The sequence below is a fragment of the Nitrososphaera sp. genome, assembly GCF_037447015.1.
Taxonomy (GTDB): Archaea; Thermoproteota; Nitrososphaeria; order Nitrososphaerales; family Nitrososphaeraceae; genus Nitrososphaera.
In genome coordinates this window covers 46,252-68,694 of the sequence record NZ_JBBIHK010000008.1, presented here as the reverse complement: position 1 = coordinate 68,694, position 22,443 = coordinate 46,252, and the positions used below count along the sequence as shown (strand labels likewise).

Below are 22,443 nucleotides of genomic sequence, written 5' to 3'. Positions count from 1 at the left end.
CAGCACCTTTAATTGTGTCTCTCGCTTCATAAACACATAACAATGGTTGATGTCATCTATGGCAGGGGCGTAACAGACCTTGCACGCGAAATGCCATTTTACCTCAGCATCTTCAAAAAGATAATCGCGTACAGGCTATTCAAGAGCAAGCAGCCCATGTACGCTTCGGTTGACGTCAACAACATATGCAACCTGCACTGCACCCACTGCTACTGGTGGCTCAACCGCAAGGAAGGCGAAGACCTGTCGGCAGAGGACTGGCGTAAGATAATCCGCGAAAAAATAAACAAGCAGCACCTGTTCGTAGTCACTCTGGTCGGGGGCGAGCCGACCCTGCGCCCGGACGTGATAGAGACCTTTTGTCAGGAGATGCCCCACAGGGTCTGCATCGTCACAAACGCCACCTTCCCCCTGAAGAGGTTTGAGAACCTCTACTTTTACTGGGTCTCGATGGACGGTACCGAGGAGACCCATGACAGGATACGCGGCAAGGGCTCGTATGCAAAGACAAAAAAGAACATACTCGACTATGCCGCCGGGCCCCCAAGGCGCGGCAAGCCCGCCTGGAAGGACATATGGATAACGATGACGATAAACTCGCAGAACTACCACACTGTAGAGGACTTAGCCGAGGAGTGGAGGGGCAAGGTGAACAAGATAGGGTTCCAGTTCCACACGCCTTTTGCCAAGGGCGACCCGCTCTTTATGCCGTTTGGCGAAAAGAGGAGCGAGGTTGTGGACAAGATAATCGCGCTCAGGAAGAAATACCCCGGCTATGTGATAAACAGCGTCAAGCAGATCTCTCTGATGAAGGGCAACTGGGGCGGAGTTGGAACCACGCCGGTCGACTGCCCGTCGTGGGCCATCCTGTCGTTTGACCACATGGGCAGGATAAAGCAGCCGTGCTGCATCGGAAGTGCAGATCCAAAGGCGCAAAAGCCGATATGCGAAGAGTGCGGGCTCGGCTGTTACTCTATCCTCGTGGCGCAGGGCATAACGGGCAACTAACGGCGATCCGAGAGGATGGCAAGCGCCCGTATGGGCGAGCCAGACGCCCCGGCAAGCTTTAGCGGCGTAGCCACAAGAGTGAACCTCGTCGTGTCATTTTTTATTTTGTCGAGGTTGCACAGATTCTCTATCACCAGCACGCCGGCAGGCAGAAGCACATTGTGCGCAGTAAACCCTGCGTCGTGGCCGGGGTCGATGCTTGGGCCGTCTATCCCCACCGCGTTCACCCTTTTCCTTGCAAGGTACTCTGCAGCCTCCCGCGAAAGGCCGGGGTTGCAGGTCATGTAGTCGTCCTCCTCGTAATGTTTCTCCCACCCTGTCGCAATGATTATCGTGTCGCCCTCTTCCACGCGGCCGATTTCGGCTGCGCTTATTGTCTCGCCGGCCTTTTTCTTCAACCTCGCCAGCCGGGCCCTTGCCACAAACCGCGAGGCGTCTATTCTGTCGATAGGAGCCTTGCCGCAAGCAAAATGGGAAGGGGTGTCCATGTGCGTCCCTGTGTGCGTGCTCATGTCCACGGTCTCTGATTCATAGCCGTGTGCGTCAAAGGTTGAGGCCGGCCTGAACAACGGCTGCGGCGAACTCGGAAATACCTTGATCGAAGCAGACACGGTCATTGTCAAATCTATGATTGTTGTTGTTGCCGCTGCCGTTATCCTTCCGCTTTTCCTCATAACCTGCCATTTGCTCTGTGTAGGATAAAAGGGCGGCGGAGAGCTGCGATTTGTTTAATAACACTTGCAGCCATACTAACCCTGCCATGCCTACAGCATACGTCCTTATCAACTGCGACCTGGGCTCAGAAGAGGATATCATCAGCGAGCTGAAAAAGCTGCCCGAGACGGTCGAGGTAAGCGGCGTGTACGGCGTCTATGACATCGTCGCCAAGATACGGTCCGATACGATGGACAGGCTCAGGGAGACCATCACCTGGCACGTGAGAAAGATAGACAAGGTGCGCTCCACCCTTACCATGATAGTGATAGAGGGGCAGGGCGAGAAGAAAAAGTAAGAATCTGGGTGGGGAGGGGCAGGCTTTATCGTTATGATGGTGCCAGCAGCGGCCTGGCAAGCGCGGCCACCCTTGCGGCTTCTTCCTCTGTGTTGAAAAAGTGGGGCGATGCCCTTACCGCCTTTTTGCCTCCACCCACGTCCCGCTCTGCGAGCACGACACCGTTTTCCTCCAGCTTTCTGACGACATACGCAGGGTCTTTTGCCGCAAAGGATACGATCGAAGTTCTCTTTGTCCCATCCTCCGGGCCGTAAAACTCTGTCACAGCTGCTGTCTTGCTCTCCAGCTCCTGCCTCAACGCGTTTGCAACCTTGGTGTTCTGGGCGCGGATGTTGTCTATCCCTATCCGCAGGACATAGCGCAGGGCCGCTTCAAGCCCGGCCGCGCCGGGATAATTGCGAAAGCCTGCCTGCAGGCGGTGCGGCATGTCCATGTATGCCAGAACCTTTTCTCCCCTTTCCCCGGACAGGATGGCCGACTCGCCGCCTATAGACTGCGGAGTCAGCATTTCAGACGCCTCTCTGCTGCAATACAGGATTCCGATGCCGGTCGGGCCGCAAAGCCACTTGAAGCCAGGGAACGCCATAAAGTGGCAGCCTATCCTCTTCACGTCCACCCTTATGGTGCCGGCGCTCTGCGCGGCATCGACGCAGAACAGGGCGCCGTTCTCCCGTGCAATCTTGCCGGCTTCTTCAAGCGGCATTATCGCGCCGGTGTTGTAGAGCGCATGGCTCATTGCAACCAGCCTGCTGCCTTTTGTAGCCTTTTCGAGGTCTGCCAGATCGAAAAAGCCGCTTGCGTCTATTGCAAGCTCGCTCAGCACCACGCCCCTGTCACGCGACAGCCGCAGCCACGGGAAATAGTCTGCATAGTGCTCGTGGCTCCCTCCCCTCACCACAACCGAGTCACCTTTTTTCCACGCAATGCCGTTTGCCACCATGTTGATGCCGTCGGTGGTGCTCTGCGTCAGCACCACTTCTTCAGGCTCGCAGTTTATCAGGTGGGCCACGCGCCTGCGAAGTTCCGCAAGCAACGACGTCGTGTATTCGGAAACAGGCGACGAGTCCGGCCCCTCCTCTGCGCACTTGACCATATAGTCGGTGACTGCCTTTACCACCGCAAGCGGCGTCGGGGCAGTTGCGCCATTGTTCATGTACGTCACCTTCTTGGTGAGCGCAAAGTCCCGGCGCACGTCAAAATCAATGGCGTTTGGTGTCATCGTTATATCCAACTTGTGTGTGCAATAAATTGGCATTGGGCTCCTATAACCCTGATGATCCCCGGGCGGTGTTGAGCACAAAGGGACTCAACACGGTGCTCTTTACCGACCCGTATGCCAAGCTGTGCTACATGGCAGAGCTTGCCCTGCCGTCATCATCATCTTCGCCAAGTTCAGAGAAAAGGATGATGGCAGCCTACATCGACCTTGATACCATGTTTTCGGCGTATTTCAAGGCGGGGCTTATTAATGGCGGCAAAGAGGATGACGCGGCAGTTGACATATACCTGCCGACAGAGGGCAGGTTCCTTTCAATGTTCAACAGGGTCCTTGCAGGCATCCAGCGGCAACAACAGCAGTACTCGCTTGTTATCGTCGACTCGATAAACAGCTTTTACACCATGTATTACGGCCTGTACAGCAGTAGCGATGGCCGCAGGGAGCGAGCGGCCGGCGGGAGCCTCAATCACCTGCTTTCCGTGCTCCTGATGCTGCTTGTGAGACGGGCTTCCTCAGAAGACGTGCCTGTGGTCGCCACGAGCATGCTGCGCTACCGCAAGGAGGGCGGGTGGAAACAGTCGCCGGCGAGCAGGCGGTTGCTCCAGCAAAAGAGCGCCACGAGGTCAAAGGTAGACCTAGTCGGAAACGAGCTTGTTCTCAGGATTCTGGCGCACGAGAACATCCCGGAGGGGACGGTTCTTTCCTACCCTGTCAGAGCTTTAGCCCGACAAGCAGGTAACCAAGGAATAGCGCAATAGCGACGACGCTAAAGCCGGCCGCAAGGTATGCCTGCTGCGACTTGGGCGTAAACACCTTGCCTGACCTGTGCAGCAGGATGGCGCCGGCGAGCCCTATGAAGAGTATGAACGTGATCGCCACGGTCTCGCCTAGGGTCTGTATGCTCCTGTATGGCAGTATGAACTGCTGCGCGCCTGCGCCCTCTATCGAGGCGTTGACGACGCCGGACGCCAGCGCAAAGAACACTACCAGATAGCCGCCTGCCACGATCATGGCGACCTTGGATGCGCCAGCGAACATTGACATTGCAAGGTTATTTAACTTGGGGCGATAAATAAAAACCTTGCATGAGCAAGTGCGCAGCCTGCGGCCGCGACGCGCCAGAGAAAAAGAAATACTGCAGGCACCACGAGCAGGCGCTTGGCCGGCTTCAGGAGCATTACAGTGTGTGGGTCAGGGCGTACGGCAGCGGCGACAACATTTCCTGGCAAGATTACCTTCGCAGGCTGTCAGATATGACGCAGGAACAGCAGGCGGGCGAATGGGTAAAAGAGGTAATCAGAGCTGAAATGAAAAAAGAAAAAGAAAGCGTGTGAGTGAGCGAGTGGGCTAGGAAAGACACTCACATTTCCATGCCGCCCATACCACCCATTCCGCCGCCTGGTGGCATGGCCGGGGCGCCGCCTGACTTGCTTGAGGCGATCACGTCGTCGATCCTCAGGATCATGGACGCCGCCTCTGTGGCAGACTTGATTATCTGCTCCTTGACTGCCAGCGGCTCCACCACGTCCAGCTTGGACATGTCGGCGACCTTGGCGTTCCTTGCATCCACGCCCGTCCACTTTGACCCTTTGCTCTGCTTGGCCCGCAGCTCCGTGAGCGTGTCTATCGGATCCATGCCGGCGTTTTCTGCAAGCGCAAGCGGGATCACTTCGAGGGCCTCTGCAAACTTTTCAGCGGCAAGCTGCTCGCGGCCCTGAAGGCCGGTCGCCCATTCCCGCAGCCGCGCGGCTGCGTATGCCTCTGGCGCCCCGCCGCCTGCCACTATGGCCGGCTTTTCAAGCACGTCTTTGGACACCATGAGCGCGTCGTGGACGGACCTATCGGCCTCGTCGACCACGCGCTGCGAGCCTCCGCGGATGAGAATGGTCACGGATTTTGGATGCTTGCATCCTTCAATGAACACCCACTTGTCAGTCTCTACTTTTCTTTCTTCCACAAGCTCGGCAGAGCCCAGATCCTTTGACGTAAGGTCGTCCAGGTTGTTGACAATCCTGGCACCTGTAGCACGGGACATCTTGGTCATGTCGCTCTCCTTTACCCTGCGCACTGCAAGCACGCCTGCCTTGGCCAGGTAGTGCTGCGCAATGTCGTCGATGCCCTTCTGGCACACGACCACGTTTGCGCCGCTTGACGTTATCTTGTCGACCATCGATTTGAGCATGCGGTTTTCTTCTTCGAGGAACATCTTCATCTGGTCCGGCGAGCTGATGTTTATCTTGGCGTCAAACTCGGTCTTTTCAATTTCAAGCGCCGAATTGACAAGGGCGATCTTGGCCTTCTCTATGCGCTTGGGCATGCCACCATGCACCACCTCCTTGTCAAGCACTATGCCTTTGATCAGCTTGGTGTCGCTGATGGAGCCGCCTGCCTTTTTCTCGACCTTGATGTCGTCTACGTCCATCTTAAAGCCGCTGTCGGTCTTTTCGGCGACCGCAAGAGCGGCGCTGACCACTATCTGAGCCAGGCCCTCTGCTTCCCTCGAGACTATCTTGGTCTGCATCGAAGTCCTCGCTATGCGGACAAGCTCGTCCTTCTCGTTACCCTCTATCTTTTGCGCGATGTTGTTGAGTACCTCGATGGTCTTGGCGGCGCTCTTTCTGTAGCCGTCTACTATGATCGTCGGGTGGACATCCTTGTTGATGAGCTCCTCGGCCTTCTCTATGAGAGCTCCAGCCAAGACCACGACAGATGTTGTGCCGTCTCCCACCTCATTATCGGTGGCCTTGCTTATCTCTACCATCATCTTTGCCGCCGGATGCTGCACGTCGATCTCCTTCAGAATGGTGGCGCCGTCGTTTGTGATTGTGACGTCACCCAGAGTATCGACGAGCATCTTGTCCATGCCACGGGGGCCAAGCGACGTCCGGACTATCTCTGCGATCAGCTTTGCAGCCGTGATGTTATTCTTTTGCGCGTCGCGACCTTTTGTCTGCGACGCCCCTTCCTTCAGTATCAAGACCGGCATTCCACCGGCAGATGCTTGTTGTATTGACATATTTCATATTCCACCCTAAAACGGGTGAAATTATTGCATCTTTCTGCTACATTTTAAGCTTGCTCTCGTTCTTCTTGCAGCGCGGTTGCCTGCTGCGCGCTATATGCGGCTTTTGCGCTTACTTGGACAGTCGTATCCTCGCAATGCCGTTCAGGTACTGGATGTACTGCACGACAGGCGGCCTGGCGGGCCCGTCTGGCAGCCTCGCAGTCATCTCGTACCGGCGTGAGCCCCTTGCAATTATCCGGACCCGCCTGCCTTCTGGCTCGTACGAGGCGCTGATGTCGGCCGCGTCGGCAACCCCCCGCATCTCTGCGATCACCTCGTAATAGTCGGGCCCTTCGATGACCTCGGGCGGCGACTCGCTTACGACGTCTTCTATCTTGGGCCTGACTTTTTTCACGGGCGGCCTGTACGCAGTCCCCTTGCCTGCAAGCGCGGCTATTTTCGGCAGGAGGACCGTGCGGCCGACGACTCCGGTCACGGCGCCTGCTATGAACCCGCCGACGTGCGCCAGGTAGGCCACGCTCGAGTCGCCAAACGGCGTGAGCTGGCCTATCAGCCCAAAGATGAGCTGCAGCGCAAACCAGAACGGTATGTAGACAAGGACGGGTATCCTGACCGTGTATATGAAAAACGCCAGGATGATCGTGTAGACCTTGGCGCGGGGGAACATGACCATGTAGGCGCCAAGTATCCCGGATATGGCGCCTGACGCCCCGACCGCAGGGACGGCGCCTTCTCCAGAAGAGACCGCAAATGCGCTGTGCAATAGCGCGGCAGCGGCGCCCCAGCCAAAGTAGATAAGGATGTATTTCACCCGGCCGAACTTGTCCTCTATGTTGTCTCCAAACACCCAGAGGAAGACCATGTTGCCTATGATGTGGGCGATGCCGCCGTGCATGAACATCGACGTTATGATGTTAAAGCCGCTTGCTGGAAAGTCCGAGAAAAGCCTGTCAGGGACGGTGCCGTAGGTAAGGAATATCTCGGCGACTGCACGCTCGTCGGTAAAGAACGAGGTGGCAATGACCTCCCAGATGAACACGGCGACGTTGACCGCGATAAGCGTATAGTTCAGCCACGGTCTGCCGTGGATGCGCTCCGTGTCGTCGTGTATTGGGAACATGTTATGCTATATCTTACCCCTTTCTTTTGCCTGCCCACTTTTCCCACAATGCTATTAGATTAAAGTCTTTTTAGCCAAGGCCAAAAGGGTTCATGTTGGGCATGTCGCCGCCCTTTTCGCTGTGCGCCTTTTTCACGTGGCGCTTCATTCGTTCCTTGTCGTCAAACTTCATGTCGCAGTATTCGCACTTGATCTTGCCGTCCTCAGTCTTTTCCTTCCTCCCGAAAAGGCCCAACGGGGAACGATGGTGGACACTGGCAGATTAAAGTTGCGATCGACCTGCGATGCCAAGAGGCTGCAAAAAAGAGTCATTCCATGACTATCATGGTGAGCGTCGACTTTACCCCGGAGAGCTTGCGCAGCTTCCACGTGACTGCCTCCTTGACCTTTTCCATTGTGTCTGCCTCCACCATTGCCACAATGTCATAGACGCCGTATACCTGGTAGACCTCCTTGACGCCGTCCATCTTTCTCAGCTCGCTGACGAGCGAGTCCTCACTTCCAAGTTCGGCGTTCATCAAAACAAAGGCTTTTGGCATGTATTGTGGAGGGTGCTCTGGCGTATAAAAAGATGCACCTTGTTCTCATTCTTTCCGCTAGCCACCACATACCCTTTTTTCTCCTCTTCTCTTCATATCATCTGCACCCGGGAGACCAGGATAAAGATCTCGTCCTGGTCGAACCGCCTTTCAAGCTCACCCTTTATCGCCTTCAACCTTTTGCCTATGGAGCCTTCCCTGCCGGTTATGTCGATGACCGTGAAAAAGCTGACAAGCTCTTCTTTTTCCAGACCTTCACCTCCCCTTGCCCAGAGCCCTTCGACAGGGGCCTTGATCGTAGTCGCGCCGCCTTCCTGTACCGCCATATTCTCTATGACGGCCCTTATCTGGCGCAGGTCCACGGGGCGGCCGTCCTTGGTCTTTTGCGGCAGAAGGAAATCGACCTTGATGGTCTTCTTTGTCGCCGTCGTGCCGGCAAGCAGGCTGGAAGGGGAAGAGGTTTTCCTTTTTGCCGCTGCAGTCGTTGTTGTTTCTCTTGCCACAGCTGTGTGTGTATATTCTGCGGCAGCGCTTTAATGGCTATCTTTGCTCTTCTTTTTTACCTACACTTCGCGCTTTAGCTTGCCCTCGTCAAACGGGCCCGCAAGGCGCCACTGGTGGTCGAAAAAGTCTGAGCACCATTCCAGAAACTCGGGCGTCTCGCCGTAAAACATAACGTTCAGATCGGGCTCGCCCTTTTGGTTTGGGAACATGACGCAGCCCTGCTTTTCGTTAAATATCGTCATCACCCGGACGTCCGGCAGCATCCTGCGCTCTACCATGCCCTTGTTGATAAAGTTGCGCCACCCGACCTTTTGCAAGAGCTGCGTCCTCCCCTTTGGGACGACCGCGTTGCTGGCAAATATGTATGAAAATTTCACGCCCTTGTCCACCCTCTCGCTCACCGTCTCTATGAGGTCGAGCGGGACCTGGGCCATTATCTCCTTGATGAACTGCTGCGACTCGCCGTAGAGGTTCTTCCACCTCTGCAGGATTGCCATCACGCCGTGCACCATCTCGCAGCCCCGGAAAGCGCCTATGCGCTGCACGAATTTCACGGGCAGGTCGCCGAGGCTGTGGTCGGCGAAAAACTCGCGGTTTTTGTACAAAAAGTCATAGCTTGGAACGAGCGACACAACGGTCTTGCCGTATGCGGTGAGCACGAGCTCGCCCTCCCTGCCCTTTGACACGAGGCCGGACTCTATCAGGCGCGTCATGTTCCTGTGCGCCTCCTGCATGGTCGCGTCAAGCTCTGACGCCAGCTGCGACAGGCGGTAGTCCTTCTCGTTCAGCCGGGCAAGCATCGACAGGCGCAGGTCGCCTGCAAGCTCAAAAAAGAGCGAGCCGACGCCTTCTGCTGGCTGTTCTGCTGACGACGACATGTTATATGATGACCACAGACCATACCATGCACGTCTTTAAAAATCTGTCAAGGGGTGCGTGAGAGGGAAGAGGACAGGAAAGATTATAATTTGGATGGTGGCACACGCATGCCGTAATGGGCGATAAAAAGTCTATATCCGCGCTGGTAAGCGGCGGAGAGGCTAACGCAGGCCCGCCACTCGGTCCGGCATTGGGCCCGATGGGCGTCAATGTCCTGCAGGTGGTCAATACTATTAACGAAAAGACCAAGGATTTCCCCGGCATGAAGGTGCCAGTCAAGGTCGAAGTAGACTCTGAGACCAAAAAGTTCACCATAGAGGTTGGCATCCCGCCGACTGCAGCGCTCGTGGCCAAGGAGGCAGGGATACCAAAGGGCTCTGGCACCGCCGGCAAGGACTATGCAGGCGACCTGTCGATGGCAAGCGCGGCCAAAATAGCCAAGATGAAGATCGACGGCTCGTACGCCAAGGACATCAAGGGGGCCGCCAAGGAAGTCATCGGCTCCTGCGTCAGCATGGGCGTCAAGGTCGAGGGCAAGCCGGCGAAAGAGTCGTACGCAGACATTGACGCAGGCAAGTACGACGACCTCCTAAAGTAGCAGCGTATAGCTGTTTTTCTTTTCCTCCTTTTCTTCTTCTCTTTGCTTTTCAAATGGAAATAATAATAACCTAGAACTACGTTCACGTAGCTCGCACTGTTTGATTCGTATATTGCCGGTTATGCTCGCCGTGGCACTTGTTGGCTCGATGCTGGTAGCGCCGGCATACTCGCTTTCTGCCGCAGCTGCAGCAGGTAGCAACAAGCAGAAGATCGTTGACATAATGTCAGGCGCCGCAGAATCCCGGCCGCTGACATCTCTGGTACTGCCACCTTCGACACATTCTCTTTCCGCGGCAGGGCCTGACGCGGTCAGCATATTCGGATATGCTGTGCCCAGGGACGCCATCAAGTCAGACTTTGGCGCCATCGACCTCGGCAGCGGGCTGGCACAATACAATGGCAGCCCGAGGAGGACACTGGTGTTCGGGCCGGGCAACCCGGGCGCAATAGCTACAGCTGGCAGTAATGTCCACCTCGTGGGGCTTGGCTCCTCTCCATCAGGCGGCTTTCTGGGAGTCGCAATGTCAAAGAACCCGCTCCCTCCGGGCACAGGCTTTTCCTACGCGGCAGACATGCCCCTTACGTTTGACTCCAAGCTCTCCAGCATACTGGCAAACTATACCGAGCCCATCAAGCCGGGGCGGCTCTCCGGGGCGTCTATCATCGGTGCCGACAGGGTGCGTGCAGACTATGGCATCACAGGCAGGAACGTGACAATCGCCATAGTCGACACTGGCACGGACTTTTCAAACGACGACATGCGTCACGCAGTCGCAAGGGACAGGAACGGCGTCCCGATAATGCTTGACGCAGACGGGCACGGCATCGTGCTCACAAGGGCGAAATACATTGCCAACATCGACCAGTCCTCCGGCAGGATAATGAACTATTCGTCGTCATCGGTACTGCAAGGCGGGCCGCTGCCGCACAACGCCACCTCGTATGTATACGTCAACGCAACCGGCGTCTACCTGAAAACGTCGCAGGGCAAGGTGCCAGTATACAACACGCTCTACCCATACTTTGGCCCGCCGGTTCTCGACGGGACGGCAACCGTGGACTGGAAGATAGGCAACAGTGCGACGGACTACATACGGTCCAAGTCGGGCGTGTACAGGATGGGAGTCCAGCTCCAGGTAAGCGTACAGTTTGGCACCTTGACGCTTGTCCTGGTGCCTGTCCTGGTGGTCGATTCGGAAAAGCCGGGCGCCTATGACACTATAGTCGCAGACATGTCCTACGCCTGGTACTCGTTTACGATAGCGATAGCCGGTGCATATCCGGGCACCAACCACCTGATACCTCCCAAGCTGACGTTCGACTATACCGACGAGACGCCGTTCAAGATAGGCGGCGGCAACGAGTTTTTGACCTACGACTACAACAGGGACGGCTTTGCCGACTTTTCCGCAGGCACGGCAGGGGCGCGCGTGCTTGACATCTGGCGCGTAATAGACAACAAGACACGCGTCGTGCAGGCCGGCGACGCGGACAGCAGTAGCGGGATGGGATACGCAGGGGCGATATCGGCGAGGCTGCTTGAGCCGATGGACCCGGCGGGCGAATACGTCGGCGTGATGTTTGACTTTCAGGGGCACGGCACGAGCACGGCGGCAACCGTGGCGTCAAAGGGAGAAGCCAAGTACGACATTTACAGCAACTCGACAAAGTACAGGCTGGCAGGGATGGCGCCGGACGCCAAGATAATCCCGGTCAAGGCGCTGTGGGCCGGCGACGCGCTTTACGGCTGGCTGTACGCTTCCGGCTTTGAGCCCGACTACAATGATAATAACAATGACGGCAAATGGCGCTACACAGGCGAGCACAAGGCAGACATCATCAGCAACAGCTGGGGCATCTCCAACTTTCCGCTGCTGAAATACGGCCCCGGCTTTGACCTGCTCAGCGTTTTTTCGTCGCTTCTGGTGGTGCCGGGCCTTTTGGCAGACGGCTATCCGGGCACCGTGATGGTCGACAGCGCAGGCAACAACGGCGTCGGGTACGGGAGCGTCGCGACGCCCAACGTGTCACCGTTTTCGATCTCTGTCGGCGCCACCACAAACAACGTGCACCTGCAGTACGGCCCCTTTGCCAACATCACCCGATTTGGCTCCTCCGCCGCTGCGTTTGACGATGTGGCCGAGTTTTCCAGCAGGGGGCCGGGCCTCATTGGAGACCCCAAGCCAGACATCATGGCAGTAGGGTCGTACGGCTTTACCCCGACTGCAGTGACTGCCAAGAACCTGGAGGCGAAAAAGAACGACGCCAACAACGACGGGGCGTTCTCGCTCTTTGGAGGGACGAGCATGGCCGCGCCGATGGTCGCAGGCGCAGCGGCGCTTGTCGCGCAGGAGCTAAAGGAGGGCGCAGGTGGTAAGCCGGCAGATCCGTTTGAAGTAAAGCGCATACTGATGGCTTCGGCCAAGGACCTGAAGAACGACCCGTTCGTGCAGGGTGCAGGCAGAGTAGACGCGCTTGCCGCAGTCGAGCTTGCGCGGGGCAAGACAGGCAGGTTTTCCATGCACACAACGAGCACGGCAGAGAACGTGCTGTCCGTCATGGCTCCGGCGCTGTATGCGTACAACAGCACCCTTGGGATAATAGAGGGCGAAAGGCTGTCGTCGCTGCTGTCCTTGCTGCCGGCGGCAACGACGGCGTCGACGACATCACCAACAGCATACCCATCGCTGCTGGCAGGGCATGCTTCTCTAAAGGATTCGCGCTGGTTTGCCGGCTACATAGAGCAGGGCGGCTCGTCGTCGACCAGGCTCGTGATAGAGAACCCGTCAAAAGAGAAGGACATTAACGTAGAATTGTCCAGCACGATAGAAAAGCTGGTGGCGCGGTACGAAGTGAGCAACACGACCAAGCTGTTCGTGGTCGACCCGACGCACAAAGAAAAGCAATTTGGATATGCGCCCAACTATTACAACCTGACCAAGGTGGCGGGTGGGAAAATCCCCCCTGGCGCAGACCTGATGGTAGCCCGCGTCAACTTTCCGTTCAACAGCTTTTTGAACTCGACAGAGCTCTTTGCAGACCACCTGCGCATAGCGTCCGTCTACGCCTATGACTGGCGCGACGCTGACGGCGACGGCAAGGTCGAGTTTAAAGAGACCACGCTCATCAACAGGGGTGGCTCGTGGGGCACCACGCAGGAGGTGAGGGTGGGCGAACCGGTGTCCAAGTTCAAGGGCACTCCCCTCATCGGCGTCTACCCCGTCCCAAGCGTGTTCTCGTTCTGGCGCGGCGACCGCCACATCAACTCCACTTCCATGAACTATACGCTCACAGTGGAGCTGTACAAGAGGATGCCAAACCCAGACGTCGAGATCGAAGGCACTCTGATTGGAGGAGACAAGGCGTTTGTTTCCGTGCCGGCAGGCGGCAGCGCCGGGGTCAGCGCCACCGTAAACGTCAGTGACGACGCCCTGTCAGGCGTGTATTACGGGGAGATCGTCGCAAGGAGCAGAGAAGGCAACAGAGACAGAGAGATGGTGATGCCGGTTAGCTATGTAGTCACGACCAGGCCCGTCCCAAAGGACGTGCCGGTGGTAATCTCTCCCCCGGCAGGCGGCAGCGGTATTGCTGCTGCGGCAGTAGGAGGAAGGCACGGCCCGGAGGAGATAGAAACGGCGCTTGGCCTGCGGCCAAACGGCTACGTCGGCGGCCTGTCTGACATGACGTCGCGCTACTCTGCCGGCGACTGGCGGTCGTACTATTTCAGCGTCAAGGATCCCACGATAACGTCCATGAACCTAAAGGTCTCGTGGCCCCACAACTCGACTTCGATAAACGCGATGGCGTACGGGCCCGACGGCAGGATGGTCGCCTCAAGCGTCCCGGCCGGCGTGTTCCAAGAGTTTGCAGGGTGGGCAAGCAACGACTGGCTGGGCACCTCGTCCGTGAGCGAGGGCGGCGCCTTTTACTTTGGACAGAACAACGGCGCCAATTCCACAGTACTGTCCGTCCCGATAAACGGCACGGGCATCTACTCAGTGCTTATGCACAATACCCTGTTCCACGGGGAGAGCCTGTACGAGTCCGTGATAGTAGAGGCCAAGTTCTCCACCCTGCTGCCAGATTCAGAGCCGCCCAGGATATTGGCAAGCGTGCCAGAGTTTGTGACAGGCGTGTCAAGGGTGCCTGTCAAGGTGGACGACGAAAACGCCGCAGGGGTTTCTTATTCCATAGACGGCATCATCCAGCAATTGCCGCCGCCTGACACGACGAGAGGCAGAAATGCAGGTGTGGTCATAATAGACGGCAAGGGTCTCACAGAGGGCCGGCACACCATCATCATCGAGTCGTCCGACACCGTGGGCCACTCGTCGTCGCTTGAATCCGCCTTTATCGTGGACAGGACCCCGCCGTCTGTCGTCCTTGCAATAGGCAACAGCACCCTTCCTCAGGAGGGCGGCAATAGCAAGATCTATGTTTCCAGCAGAGATATCCTTGCGTGGAATGCTACTGACGCAAACGGCGTGTCCGAAGTCAAAGCCAGAATCCCCGGACTCGAGGTGCCCATAATCAAGAGCGCGCGGCAGCCGGCGGCCAGCGCCGCATCATCATCAGCGTCATCACCATCAGTAGCAACAGGAGGGGTGATCAACTCGACCGGCCTTGCAGACGGCCAGTACAAGCTCCTGATCACCATGCGCGACGTGCCTGGAAACGGCATCACCAAGAGGTGGGACCTGGTCGTGGACAACGCTGCGCCTGCCGCCACCCTTGGTATCGCAGGCGAGGTGAGCGGCACGACGAAAATTGCAATCGGCGCGCAGGACGGAAGCGGCGTCAAGAGCGCGGTGCTGAGGGTGGGCAACACCGTCGCAGACGTCACGGGCATTGACAGCTATGTGCTTGACACCACTTTCCTGCCGGACGGAGAGCACGAGGCCACCCTGACCGTCGCAGACCCAGCTGGCAACGAGTCGACTGCCAGCGCGAAATTCATGGTCGCAAACGTCAGGCCAGTCATAGTCATGGTGGCCCTGCTCGGGGTCGCAGGAGGCGTCGGCGCTGGCTTTATCATCGCAAGAATAGTCGCGTCGAGGCGCGGCTAGGGGCACAGCAATATTAAATAGCAGGCCATACAAAATTTCAGCAGATGAGCGACAAGCAGCACGCCTCAAACCCTAACCTGATGGAGCTTGCAGAAAACAACTTTGACACGGTCGTGAACGGGAGCAAGCCGGTCCTCGTAGACTTTTGGGCGACATGGTGCGGCCCGTGCCAGTTCATGCTGCCGATATTTGACAAGCTGGCCAAAAAGTACGGTGACAAGGTGACGTTTGGCAGGCTCAACGTAGACGACAACCAGGGCGTCGCGATGCGCTATGACGTCTACGCGATCCCGACGTTCATCATATTCATGAACGGCAAGCCTGTCGACAGGGCGGTCGGCGCGGTCGGAGAAAAGGGCCTCGAGGGCCTGCTGCAGAAATACCAGTAGCGCCCATCAGAGGTACCCAAACGCAGGGTCTTCCTTTCTTTTAAGGGCCACCAGAAAGTCCAGCACCTCTTTTTCCTTCTCGTTGAGCCTGTGGCTGAACCTTTCCAGCAGCTGCTTGGCCTGGCGGCTGTTAAGATCGGTGTAAAAGACGTCGCCCTCGTTTATCTGTCTCCCTATCGTGGGCTCTTTGATCGAGACTGCCACCTGCATGCCTGTCGTGGCCTCCTCCATTGACTTGCCGCTTTCCTGTATCTGGTGCACGGTGCCCACCTTTCTGCCCTCCTCGTTGACCACCTGCACCTTCTGCCTCAGCCTGCCCACCTGTATCTCGGCTCCGAAAACGGCAGGGTCGTTCCTGCGGAACACAAAGCCCTTCATGAACTGGAACTTGCACACCGGCGGCAGCTCGTTGAAGAGTATCGACTCTTCATGCTCCTTCTGGTACGCGACCCAGTCCACGTAGCTCCGCACCAGATTGTAGATGATCTGCTCGTTGAATATCTTGACGTTCCTGTCCTGTGCCTCCTTTTGCGCGTCTTCAAGGACCTTGACGCTAAAGCCGAGCACGACCCCCCGGTAGCGGTCGGTCTCCTTGACTGCCGCGGCCTCGACGACGTCCCGCCTCGTTATGTTGCCGATGTCGGCCGTCCTTATCGGCACGCCCTCTTTTTTCAGCAGGTCGATTATCGCCTCAAGCGAGCCTATCGTGTCGCATTTCAGGATGACGCCGGTGGTCTCGGTGCTGCTGACAATCGCGCTCTTGACCTCCGCTTCCACCAGCGATTCCAGCCGCCTGCGCTCCTCGTCGCCCTTTTGCTTTTCAAAGACATAGAGAGGGCTCCCCGCAAGCACACCTTCAAGGTCGGGCGATGTTATCTTTAGGCCGGCCGCCGCGGTGACCTCGCTGACCGGCTTGAACTTGTCTCTCGGGTCGCGCATCTCATCGAGGGGCTTTGGCAGCAGGAGCGCCTTGACGCGCGTGGCTACTGCGCTGTCCCTCTTTGCCACGATGATGGTGTCGCCCTGCCTGAGCGTGCCGTCGAGCAGGATGACGTTTGCAGAAGGCCCGAGCCCCGGCTCCTCGTTTATCTCCAGCACTATTCCCCGCGCAGCCCCTTCGTGACGCTCAAGCCTCTTTGCCATGTACTGCTGCGTGAGGCCGACCAGCACTGCCAAAAGTTCAGGGATGCCGGTGCCAGTCCTTGCGCTCACCGGCACTATTGCGACCTCCTTTGTAAAGTCCTTGACGCGCCAGAACGCCTCAGACGGGAACCCCATGCGAGAAAGCGACCCGACCACTGTGTAGAGTTTCTCGTCAAGCATGTTCTGGACGCCGGCGTCCTGCTTTTTCACCTCCTCGGTGATAAAGCGAGAGTGCGGGCGCCAGCCTGTCACCATGTCGACCTTGTTGAGCGCGACCACAAACGGCACTTTGCGCTTTTTGAGTATCTCGATGCTCTCTATAGTCTGGGCCTCAAAGCCCTTGTTCACGTCTGCGACCACTATGGCAATGTCTGCTGCCGACCCGCCGCGTGCGCGCAGGTTGGCAAACACCTCGTGCCCCGGTGTGTCTATCACCAAGAGGCCAGGGATGGGAGTCTCGGACTTGGCAAGCTTGGCAAACAAAGGACCGGTGACCTCTTTTATCGTCTCGATTGGAAAAAAGCTGGCGCCAATGTGCTGCGTGATGCCCCCCACCTCGCGGGCTTGGACGGCGGTCCCGCGTATCTTGTCCAGTAGCGAAGTCTTGCCCGAGTCCACGTGGCCAAGGACGACCACCACAGGCTGCCGGAGAGCTAGTACCACGGTCAGCCGAAAATGACTCGCGACTCTTTTATGAAGCTTTCAGGGGAATCGGAGGCGTGTATGATGTTGTCAGTAAAGCCCAGCCCAAAGTCGCCCCTTATCGTGCCCGGCGCCGCCTCAAAGCTCTTGGTCGAGCCTATCATCAACCTCGTGGTTGCGACCGCGTTGTTGCCTTCCAGTATGCACGCCACGACAGGTCCGGACGAGATGAACGAGACCAGCTCGCCAAAGAACGGCTTGTCCTTGTGGACAGAGTAAAACTCTTGCGCCTTTTCCTTTGTAAAGTTATAGTATCTCAGGTTCTTTATCTGAAATCCCTTTTCTTCAAACCTCGCAAGGATCTTGCCGGTCAGGTTCCGCCGGAACCCGTCAGGCTTGACCACTATCAGCGTTTGTTCGACTGCCATTTTTGTTGTCCACTCTGCCCCTCTCTGCTATTGCAATAATAATAAAATTACTTTTTGGTGGTGCGCAGGCCGCCCTTGACGTACCTGGCAGTCCATTTCAGTTTCCTAGGGTCGCGCTTTAGCACCCGCAGGTTCTTTTTGCACTTGCTGGAGCACGTCCACTGGATCTGGCCGTCGTTTTTGACCAGCATGATGCCCTCGCCGGTCGGGATGTGCCTGCCGCAGAAGAAGCAGTTGCGAAGCGATGTGGATGTCTTGCTCATTTACCATTATCACCTGATCTTGCGAGCCTCGCGCTCGGTTTCCCTCAGCATCAGAATGTCCTTCATCCTTACCGCCCCTTTTACGTTGCGGGTGAGGATCCTGCCCCTGTCCTTGCCTTCGAGCACCTTGACGCGCACCTGGATGACCTCGCCAGCGATGCCGGTCCTGCCGACGATCTGGATGACCTCGGCGGGGACTACTTTCTCTTCGGCTGCCTTGCTGCTGCTCATCTGGAACTACCCCGTGTCATTCCTTCTTGGCGGCCTTCAGGCTTGCTATCGATGTCACGACCTGCTCGACGATGTGCTGAGCCTCGCCGGCTTCAACAATCGTGGCAGCGGCCGAGCCGACGTCGATGCCGAGCGAAACGCCCAGCTGCTGCTTGCTCGGGACGAAAATGTACGCCGCGTTCCTCTCCTCGCACAGTATCGGAAGGTGCGCAACAACCTCTGGCGGCTCGACGTCCTCTGCGATCACGACCAGCTTGGATATGCCGCGCTCGATCGCCTTGGTCGTCTCGTTCGTGCCCTTGCGGACCTTGCCGCTCTGCTTTGCCACCCTCACTGCCTCGTACACTGCGTTGACGAGATCCTTAGAAGCTTCAAATTTTACGTAATATGGTTTGCTCATTCTTCTTGTATCACCCTATGGGATCATCCGACTGCATACATTAGGAGGCGTATTAAAAACGTTTGTTGAGGCGCTCTTAGGACATCTTCGAGCGCACCAGCCGCGAGTATTCGTCCACCTTCGAGTCGAGCAGCGACTTGTCCGTCGACTCGGCGTACATGCGTATCAGCGGCTCCGTTCCAGAGGGCCGGACCATCAGCCACGTCTCGTCGTCTATCCATATCTTGGCGCCGTCCATCGTCTCTATCTTTTTGGGCGTGCCGTGCTCGATGCAGGCTTGAACCACGCGCTCGACGACTTCCCGAGAAGCGCAGGAGAACTTGCCCTTGTGCTGATATGTTTTTGGCAGTTTCTCTGCAAGGGCGGAGAACGACTCGCCGCCGGCCGGCGAGGAGAGCATGTCAAGCACCAGCGCGGTGGTCATCGAGCCGTCCCTGACCTCGTTCAGCGGCCCGTACATGAACCCGCCGTTCTCCTCCAGCCCCAGAGGAGCTCTGCGCCTGACCATCTCCCTGGACACTTCGACGCTCCCGACTTTTGTATGAATTACCTGCAATCCTGATTCCTGCGCGACCATTGAAAGGACCATCGACGTGTTCACGGGGCACACTATCTGGGCGCCTGCGTGGCGCGCAGCCAGCAGGTGGCGCACCAGGAGCGAGCCGGTCTTGTCGCCCCAGTACATGTTGCCCCTGTCGTCGCAAAAGATGCTCCTGTCGCCGTCGCCGTCGAACGCGACCCCAAAGTCGGCCCTGCCCGACCTCACAGTCTCTGCCAGGACGCCCAGGTTGTCCGGCGTAGGCTCTGAACCCCGGCCGGGAAAGTCGCCGTCTATCTGGCCGTTGACAACGATGACTTTGCAGCCTAGCCTCTGCGCTATCAGCGGGGCGCAGACTGCCTGCGCGCCGTTGCCCGTGTCCATCGCGACTGTGAACCTCCTTTGGCGTATCCTGTCTGCGTCGACGAGCGAGAGCACTTTATCCATGTATGACGGGATCACGTTCTCGTCGGCGTACTGGCGGCCGTGGCCGTCTATCATGGCGAATTTTCTGGAATAGTAAATGTCTTCGACCTTTAGCTCGTCTTCCCGTGCAAGCTCGACCCCGTCTGCCGCGGCAGGCTTGATGCCGTTGTACTCGGGCGGGTTGTGCGACGCAGTCACCATTATCCCGCCGCTGTAGCCCAGCCTTTTGGCAGCATATTGCAGGCAGGGCGTCGGGACGAGGCCGGCGTCTGCCACGTCGAGGCCGGCTGAATTGAGGGCGGAGCGCACCAGCCTGGACACTGCGGGGCTCGACTTGCGCCCGTCGTACCCGACTACCAATGGCCCCTTGCCGTAGTGAGTGGCAAGCGAATATGTCAGGTCTATTACCAGGTCGGCTGTGAGGGTCTGGCCCCACACGCCGCGCACGCCGTTGGTGCCAAAGAGCCTCGGCCTCGAAGTCGGTGTTGATGGTGATGGTAATGGTGATGATCCTTGCACGCCATTGCAACTGTACTGACAATAGATAAATTTGGCTGCCACCCGCTGCCTTTCGCGTGCGGGCGGGGGTCGCCAAGCCCGGTCAACGGCGCGAGGCTTAGAAAGATCTAGACAAAGGGTCCTGCAACCTCGTTCCTCAGGGATTCGTGGGTTCGAATCCCACCCCCCGCACCATTTTACTACCGTGGTATGTGTGTGTGTGCATGCGCGCGCGTTTCCAGTGCACTACAAATACAAGCGTAGTTGTAGATGTTAGTTCTTTTATGACGATGCCGCCGGAAACACAATAACACTGCAACACATTCATGCAGAGGTGCTGTCAAATATGCGGCGGATGGGTCATTGTTGGGGCGAAAAGTTACCCTCAGCCGCCAGCTTGACAGGGCCCCACTCGCATTCCTAATATCTGACTGAACCTGCTTTAGGGCGCCGTATAGTTTGCGTCGGTTAAGGAAATATAAGATGAAAAAGCCACCCGACGACAACGCTACAGTGCCCGCTCCAGAATGCTGTTAAATTCGCGGCTGGTCGCTAGCGATTTTACGAAGGAGAAAATGTGAAATCAGCCGCCAACTTAACAGCGTCCGCTCCAGTACACTGTTAACTCTGCGGCTGATTTGCCACATTTTCCCTCGTAATATCGCTAGTGATCCGACGAAGAATTACCAGTGTACGCTCCAGCTCTCTAGAGGAGCTTGGCGCTCCTTGCCACGGCGTACACGTGGTCTTTCAGGTCGCGCTCGTAAAGCGAGCTCATCTTCTCCCGGAGGGCGGCCTTTGCCTGCTCCCTCCCCTCCTCGGTCGGCGAGGTCAGCGCGGCGGCAAATATCTCGGGCAGGTTCTCCTTTATCCAGCCGTCCAGTACCAGGTAGCGGTTCTCGTTTATCCAGATCACCCTGTCCAGCGACTGGTCGACTTCGCCGTTGAACGGAAAAGTCTCCACCCTGTCAATCAGCATAAAGACGCAGTTGTTCGGGTCCGGGCTTGCCAGCACCTGCTTTGAGCGGTCGCCTGCCTTGCCGGCGCTCACGCGCTCGATGAGGCCGGAGGGCCTTATCTGGGTGCCTGCCACATGGACTTTGCTGCCCTTGACGGCCTGTATCCTGCCTATCGTGACCCTGTTATAGTCGCCGTCCTTTTGCACCACGAACACAAACTCGCCCGGCTTGATCCCGCCCCTGCCAAACAACATTCAGGCAACTTGAACTCATGCAAATTATATATTACTTGCTGTGTTTTTTCAAACGGCGCTTCCTGCGTGCAATTATTCTCCTGTATCGCAGTACAGCGTAACCAGAATCCCAATATATCTGGAAACAGCACCCTTACCCTTGACAACAAGCAGCAAAAAGCTCTCAGAGGCCGAAATCTACCGACGGCTGGCAGGGCTTGGCGTCAATGTGGACGAGATAAAGGGCATGGGCCTTGCCAGAGATGAATTGAATGATCTTTACATAGGGATAAAAAATCTTGTAACTTTGCGCCATTGATATTGGAAGATTTGCAATCATGCAAGCTTGCTTAAATATTTCTTCAAGTAATGTACAGGTTGACATGTCCGAACCGGCAATACTGCACTGGGAGCGGGTCATGCACAAGAACGTGAGGTCCAAAGACAGAGTAGACGTAGGCACCATCATCTCCGACGACGCGGAGACGATAACCATCCTGAAAGGAGCAAGCAGGGAATACAAGCTGCCAAAATCGTACGTGGAAGGGTTCGACGGGGCAGAAGTGTGGCTTTCAATACCGTACAACGAGCTGCAAAACTTCAAGATTCAGTAGCGTACCGCAAAAATGTGCACACACACGTAGTGCGTGCGCCGCTTGATAGTGGCGGAGGCGACGGCATCATGCATGTCGCGGTCCATGCCCTCCTCTCCCCCTCCACCACCTCCCGCGCTTTTTTCTGCCGCACGGTCTGACCAAGTTTTTCAGGAAATGCGCACGTATGCGCAAGTAATCATTTTTTTGGAATAACAATTATTGGAGAATTACATTTATTAACACAGGCATGGAAGGTTAGGGGGATATGCACAAGTTCGACGAGCTTGACATGAGAATTCTTTCCGAGCTTACCCGGGACGCCAGCATCTCTGTGCCGCGCCTGAGCAAAAAGCTCAACATTAACGCTTCTGTGCTTTACAGCCGGATAAAGCGACTGACAAAGCGCAACCTGGTAAAAAAATTCACGGTCATTGTCAACGAGGGCATGCTTGGCATCAACGTCAAGGCCACGGTGGGCATAAACCGCGACCCCAAGCTGAAGGAGCCCATACATGCAGAGCTCTTGAAAATCCCCGAAGTGCGGTCGGTCTCCGAGGTGACGGGCAGGTTCGACATGATAGTGACCGTCAACGCCCACACCCTTGAAGAGCTGCACAACGTCGTGATAGAGCGGGTGGGCAAGATAGAGGGCATACAGAACACAGAGACGTTTGTAGAGATGCAGCGCACTGAAAAAGAGCCGGTCTACACCACGAAATAGGTGC

26 protein-coding genes and 1 tRNA gene are annotated in these 22,443 nt (G+C 56.9%); 11 read left to right on the top strand and 16 right to left on the bottom strand.

Going from position 1 to position 22,443, the window contains the following annotated elements:
• Positions 1-42: 42 nt before the first annotated feature.
• Complete coding sequence (locus tag WKI84_RS04905; protein WP_337862410.1) at positions 43-1,008, top strand: radical SAM protein; 966 nt, start codon at positions 43-45, stop codon at positions 1,006-1,008.
• Here the strand turns inward: WKI84_RS04905 and WKI84_RS04900 are convergent.
• Positions 1,005-1,682, bottom strand: a complete 678-nt coding sequence (locus WKI84_RS04900; protein ID WP_337862409.1) for a cyclase family protein — start codon at positions 1,680-1,682, stop codon at positions 1,005-1,007. The genes WKI84_RS04905 and WKI84_RS04900 overlap by 4 nt on opposite strands.
• A gap of 86 nt (positions 1,683-1,768) precedes the next feature.
• On the opposite strand from WKI84_RS04900, the gene WKI84_RS04895 reads away from it, so the two are divergent.
• Complete coding sequence (locus WKI84_RS04895; RefSeq protein WP_337862408.1) at positions 1,769-2,020, top strand: Lrp/AsnC ligand binding domain-containing protein; 252 nt, start codon at positions 1,769-1,771, stop codon at positions 2,018-2,020.
• A 31-nt stretch (positions 2,021-2,051) separates the two neighbouring features.
• Here the strand turns inward: WKI84_RS04895 and WKI84_RS04890 are convergent, their stop codons facing one another.
• On the bottom strand, positions 2,052-3,239 hold the full coding sequence (locus tag WKI84_RS04890; protein WP_337862407.1) for an aminotransferase class V-fold PLP-dependent enzyme: 1,188 nt from the start codon (positions 3,237-3,239) through the stop codon (positions 2,052-2,054).
• Positions 3,240-3,274: 35 nt separating this feature from the next.
• On the opposite strand from WKI84_RS04890, the gene WKI84_RS04885 reads away from it, so the two are divergent.
• A complete protein-coding gene (locus WKI84_RS04885) occupies positions 3,275-3,997 on the top strand; it encodes a hypothetical protein (protein WP_337862406.1) in 723 nt (240 codons plus the stop codon).
• Here the strand turns inward: WKI84_RS04885 and WKI84_RS04880 are convergent.
• A complete protein-coding gene (locus tag WKI84_RS04880) occupies positions 3,951-4,283 on the bottom strand; it encodes a hypothetical protein (protein WP_337862405.1) in 333 nt (110 codons plus the stop codon). The genes WKI84_RS04885 and WKI84_RS04880 overlap by 47 nt on opposite strands.
• Positions 4,284-4,324: 41 nt before the next feature.
• Between WKI84_RS04880 and WKI84_RS04875 the strand changes: the two genes are divergently transcribed.
• Positions 4,325-4,573 (top strand): hypothetical protein, encoded by a 249-nt coding sequence (locus WKI84_RS04875; RefSeq protein ID WP_337862404.1) that lies wholly within the window; start codon positions 4,325-4,327, stop codon positions 4,571-4,573.
• Between the two features lie 26 nt (positions 4,574-4,599).
• Here WKI84_RS04875 and thsB read toward each other — a convergent pair whose 3' ends face one another.
• The 6 genes from thsB to WKI84_RS04845 all read right to left on the bottom strand — a co-directional run bounded on the left by thsB (position 4,600) and on the right by WKI84_RS04845 (position 9,305).
• Positions 4,600-6,255: a thermosome subunit beta gene (gene thsB, locus WKI84_RS04870; RefSeq protein ID WP_337862403.1), complete on the bottom strand. Its 1,656-nt coding sequence runs from the start codon at positions 6,253-6,255 to the stop codon at positions 4,600-4,602.
• Positions 6,256-6,373: 118 nt separating this feature from the next.
• Positions 6,374-7,384: a rhomboid family intramembrane serine protease gene (locus WKI84_RS04865; protein ID WP_337862402.1), complete on the bottom strand. Its 1,011-nt coding sequence runs from the start codon at positions 7,382-7,384 to the stop codon at positions 6,374-6,376.
• Between the two features lie 70 nt (positions 7,385-7,454).
• On the bottom strand, positions 7,455-7,619 hold the full coding sequence (locus tag WKI84_RS04860; RefSeq protein WP_337862401.1) for a hypothetical protein: 165 nt from the start codon (positions 7,617-7,619) through the stop codon (positions 7,455-7,457).
• A 73-nt stretch (positions 7,620-7,692) separates the two neighbouring features.
• Positions 7,693-7,923 carry an Lrp/AsnC ligand binding domain-containing protein gene (locus tag WKI84_RS04855; protein ID WP_337862400.1) on the bottom strand — a complete coding sequence of 77 codons (231 nt, stop codon included), beginning with the start codon at positions 7,921-7,923 and terminating at the stop codon, positions 7,693-7,695.
• 92 nt (positions 7,924-8,015) lie between these two features.
• Positions 8,016-8,426: a hypothetical protein gene (locus WKI84_RS04850; RefSeq protein ID WP_337862399.1), complete on the bottom strand. Its 411-nt coding sequence runs from the start codon at positions 8,424-8,426 to the stop codon at positions 8,016-8,018.
• A 60-nt stretch (positions 8,427-8,486) separates the two neighbouring features.
• Positions 8,487-9,305, bottom strand: coding sequence for a transcriptional regulator (locus tag WKI84_RS04845; RefSeq protein WP_337862398.1), 819 nt, complete (start codon positions 9,303-9,305; stop codon positions 8,487-8,489).
• Positions 9,306-9,421: 116 nt separating this feature from the next.
• On the opposite strand from WKI84_RS04845, the gene WKI84_RS04840 reads away from it, so the two are divergent.
• From WKI84_RS04840 to trxA, 3 genes are all read left to right on the top strand, one after another.
• On the top strand, positions 9,422-9,904 hold the full coding sequence (locus WKI84_RS04840; protein ID WP_337862397.1) for a 50S ribosomal protein L11: 483 nt from the start codon (positions 9,422-9,424) through the stop codon (positions 9,902-9,904).
• A gap of 130 nt (positions 9,905-10,034) precedes the next feature.
• Positions 10,035-14,972 carry a S8 family serine peptidase gene (locus tag WKI84_RS04835; protein ID WP_337862396.1) on the top strand — a complete coding sequence of 1,646 codons (4,938 nt, stop codon included), beginning with the start codon at positions 10,035-10,037 and terminating at the stop codon, positions 14,970-14,972.
• 44 nt (positions 14,973-15,016) lie between these two features.
• Positions 15,017-15,361: a thioredoxin gene (gene trxA, locus WKI84_RS04830; protein ID WP_337862395.1), complete on the top strand. Its 345-nt coding sequence runs from the start codon at positions 15,017-15,019 to the stop codon at positions 15,359-15,361.
• Positions 15,362-15,367: 6 nt separating this feature from the next.
• Here the strand turns inward: trxA and infB are convergent, their stop codons facing one another.
• The 6 genes from infB to glmM form a co-directional block, all read right to left on the bottom strand.
• Positions 15,368-17,167 carry a translation initiation factor IF-2 gene (gene infB, locus WKI84_RS04825; RefSeq protein ID WP_337862394.1) on the bottom strand — a complete coding sequence of 600 codons (1,800 nt, stop codon included), beginning with the start codon at positions 17,165-17,167 and terminating at the stop codon, positions 15,368-15,370.
• Between the two features lie 2 nt (positions 17,168-17,169).
• Positions 17,170-17,574, bottom strand: coding sequence for a nucleoside-diphosphate kinase (ndk, locus tag WKI84_RS04820; protein ID WP_337862393.1), 405 nt, complete (start codon positions 17,572-17,574; stop codon positions 17,170-17,172).
• A 47-nt stretch (positions 17,575-17,621) separates the two neighbouring features.
• Positions 17,622-17,837, bottom strand: a complete 216-nt coding sequence (locus tag WKI84_RS04815; protein WP_337862392.1) for a 50S ribosomal protein L24e — start codon at positions 17,835-17,837, stop codon at positions 17,622-17,624.
• Between the two features lie 9 nt (positions 17,838-17,846).
• Positions 17,847-18,068, bottom strand: coding sequence for a 30S ribosomal protein S28e (locus tag WKI84_RS04810; RefSeq protein ID WP_337862391.1), 222 nt, complete (start codon positions 18,066-18,068; stop codon positions 17,847-17,849).
• 16 nt (positions 18,069-18,084) lie between these two features.
• Entirely contained in the window at positions 18,085-18,468 is a 384-nt protein-coding gene (rpl7ae, locus tag WKI84_RS04805; RefSeq protein ID WP_337862390.1) for a 50S ribosomal protein L7Ae, read from the bottom strand.
• Between the two features lie 76 nt (positions 18,469-18,544).
• Entirely contained in the window at positions 18,545-19,951 is a 1,407-nt protein-coding gene (gene glmM, locus WKI84_RS04800; protein ID WP_337862389.1) for a phosphoglucosamine mutase, read from the bottom strand.
• A gap of 62 nt (positions 19,952-20,013) precedes the next feature.
• On the opposite strand from glmM, the gene WKI84_RS04795 reads away from it, so the two are divergent.
• Positions 20,014-20,125, top strand: a tRNA-Leu gene (locus tag WKI84_RS04795).
• 511 nt (positions 20,126-20,636) lie between these two features.
• Here WKI84_RS04795 and WKI84_RS04790 read toward each other — a convergent pair.
• Positions 20,637-21,143, bottom strand: a complete 507-nt coding sequence (locus WKI84_RS04790; protein ID WP_337862388.1) for a hypothetical protein — start codon at positions 21,141-21,143, stop codon at positions 20,637-20,639.
• A gap of 139 nt (positions 21,144-21,282) precedes the next feature.
• Between WKI84_RS04790 and WKI84_RS04785 the strand changes: the two genes are divergently transcribed.
• From WKI84_RS04785 to WKI84_RS04775, 3 genes are all read left to right on the top strand, one after another.
• Positions 21,283-21,441, top strand: a complete 159-nt coding sequence (locus tag WKI84_RS04785) for a hypothetical protein (RefSeq protein WP_337862387.1) — start codon at positions 21,283-21,285, stop codon at positions 21,439-21,441.
• Between the two features lie 64 nt (positions 21,442-21,505).
• Positions 21,506-21,736 carry a hypothetical protein gene (locus tag WKI84_RS04780; RefSeq protein WP_337862386.1) on the top strand — a complete coding sequence of 77 codons (231 nt, stop codon included), beginning with the start codon at positions 21,506-21,508 and terminating at the stop codon, positions 21,734-21,736.
• A 247-nt stretch (positions 21,737-21,983) separates the two neighbouring features.
• On the top strand, positions 21,984-22,439 hold the full coding sequence (locus WKI84_RS04775) for an Lrp/AsnC family transcriptional regulator (RefSeq protein ID WP_337862385.1): 456 nt from the start codon (positions 21,984-21,986) through the stop codon (positions 22,437-22,439).
• Positions 22,440-22,443 lie beyond the last annotated feature (4 nt).

Bases quoted from the DNA above. Each gene is read 5' to 3' on its own strand.
- rpl7ae (WP_337862390.1), bottom strand. From the start codon at position 18,468: ATGAGCAAACCATATTACGTAAAATTTGAAGCTTCTAAGGATCTCGTC.
- ndk (WP_337862393.1), bottom strand. From the start codon at position 17,574: ATGGCAGTCGAACAAACGCTGATAGTGGTCAAGCCTGACGGGTTCCGG.
- WKI84_RS04865 (WP_337862402.1), bottom strand. From the start codon at position 7,384: ATGTTCCCAATACACGACGACACGGAGCGCATCCACGGCAGACCGTGG.
- WKI84_RS04880 (WP_337862405.1), bottom strand. From the start codon at position 4,283: ATGTCAATGTTCGCTGGCGCATCCAAGGTCGCCATGATCGTGGCAGGC.
- thsB (WP_337862403.1), bottom strand. From the start codon at position 6,255: ATGTCAATACAACAAGCATCTGCCGGTGGAATGCCGGTCTTGATACTG.
- WKI84_RS04840 (WP_337862397.1), top strand. From the start codon at position 9,422: ATGGGCGATAAAAAGTCTATATCCGCGCTGGTAAGCGGCGGAGAGGCT.
- WKI84_RS04890 (WP_337862407.1), bottom strand. From the start codon at position 3,239: ATGACACCAAACGCCATTGATTTTGACGTGCGCCGGGACTTTGCGCTC.
- WKI84_RS04895 (WP_337862408.1), top strand. From the start codon at position 1,769: ATGCCTACAGCATACGTCCTTATCAACTGCGACCTGGGCTCAGAAGAG.
- trxA (WP_337862395.1), top strand. From the start codon at position 15,017: ATGAGCGACAAGCAGCACGCCTCAAACCCTAACCTGATGGAGCTTGCA.
- WKI84_RS04900 (WP_337862409.1), bottom strand. From the start codon at position 1,682: ATGAGGAAAAGCGGAAGGATAACGGCAGCGGCAACAACAACAATCATA.
- WKI84_RS04815 (WP_337862392.1), bottom strand. From the start codon at position 17,837: ATGAGCAAGACATCCACATCGCTTCGCAACTGCTTCTTCTGCGGCAGG.
- WKI84_RS04775 (WP_337862385.1), top strand. From the start codon at position 21,984: ATGCACAAGTTCGACGAGCTTGACATGAGAATTCTTTCCGAGCTTACC.
- WKI84_RS04875 (WP_337862404.1), top strand. From the start codon at position 4,325: ATGAGCAAGTGCGCAGCCTGCGGCCGCGACGCGCCAGAGAAAAAGAAA.
- WKI84_RS04790 (WP_337862388.1), bottom strand. From the start codon at position 21,143: ATGTTGTTTGGCAGGGGCGGGATCAAGCCGGGCGAGTTTGTGTTCGTG.
- WKI84_RS04855 (WP_337862400.1), bottom strand. From the start codon at position 7,923: ATGCCAAAAGCCTTTGTTTTGATGAACGCCGAACTTGGAAGTGAGGAC.
- WKI84_RS04810 (WP_337862391.1), bottom strand. From the start codon at position 18,068: ATGAGCAGCAGCAAGGCAGCCGAAGAGAAAGTAGTCCCCGCCGAGGTC.
- WKI84_RS04780 (WP_337862386.1), top strand. From the start codon at position 21,506: ATGTCCGAACCGGCAATACTGCACTGGGAGCGGGTCATGCACAAGAAC.
- WKI84_RS04845 (WP_337862398.1), bottom strand. From the start codon at position 9,305: ATGTCGTCGTCAGCAGAACAGCCAGCAGAAGGCGTCGGCTCGCTCTTT.
- WKI84_RS04905 (WP_337862410.1), top strand. From the start codon at position 43: ATGGTTGATGTCATCTATGGCAGGGGCGTAACAGACCTTGCACGCGAA.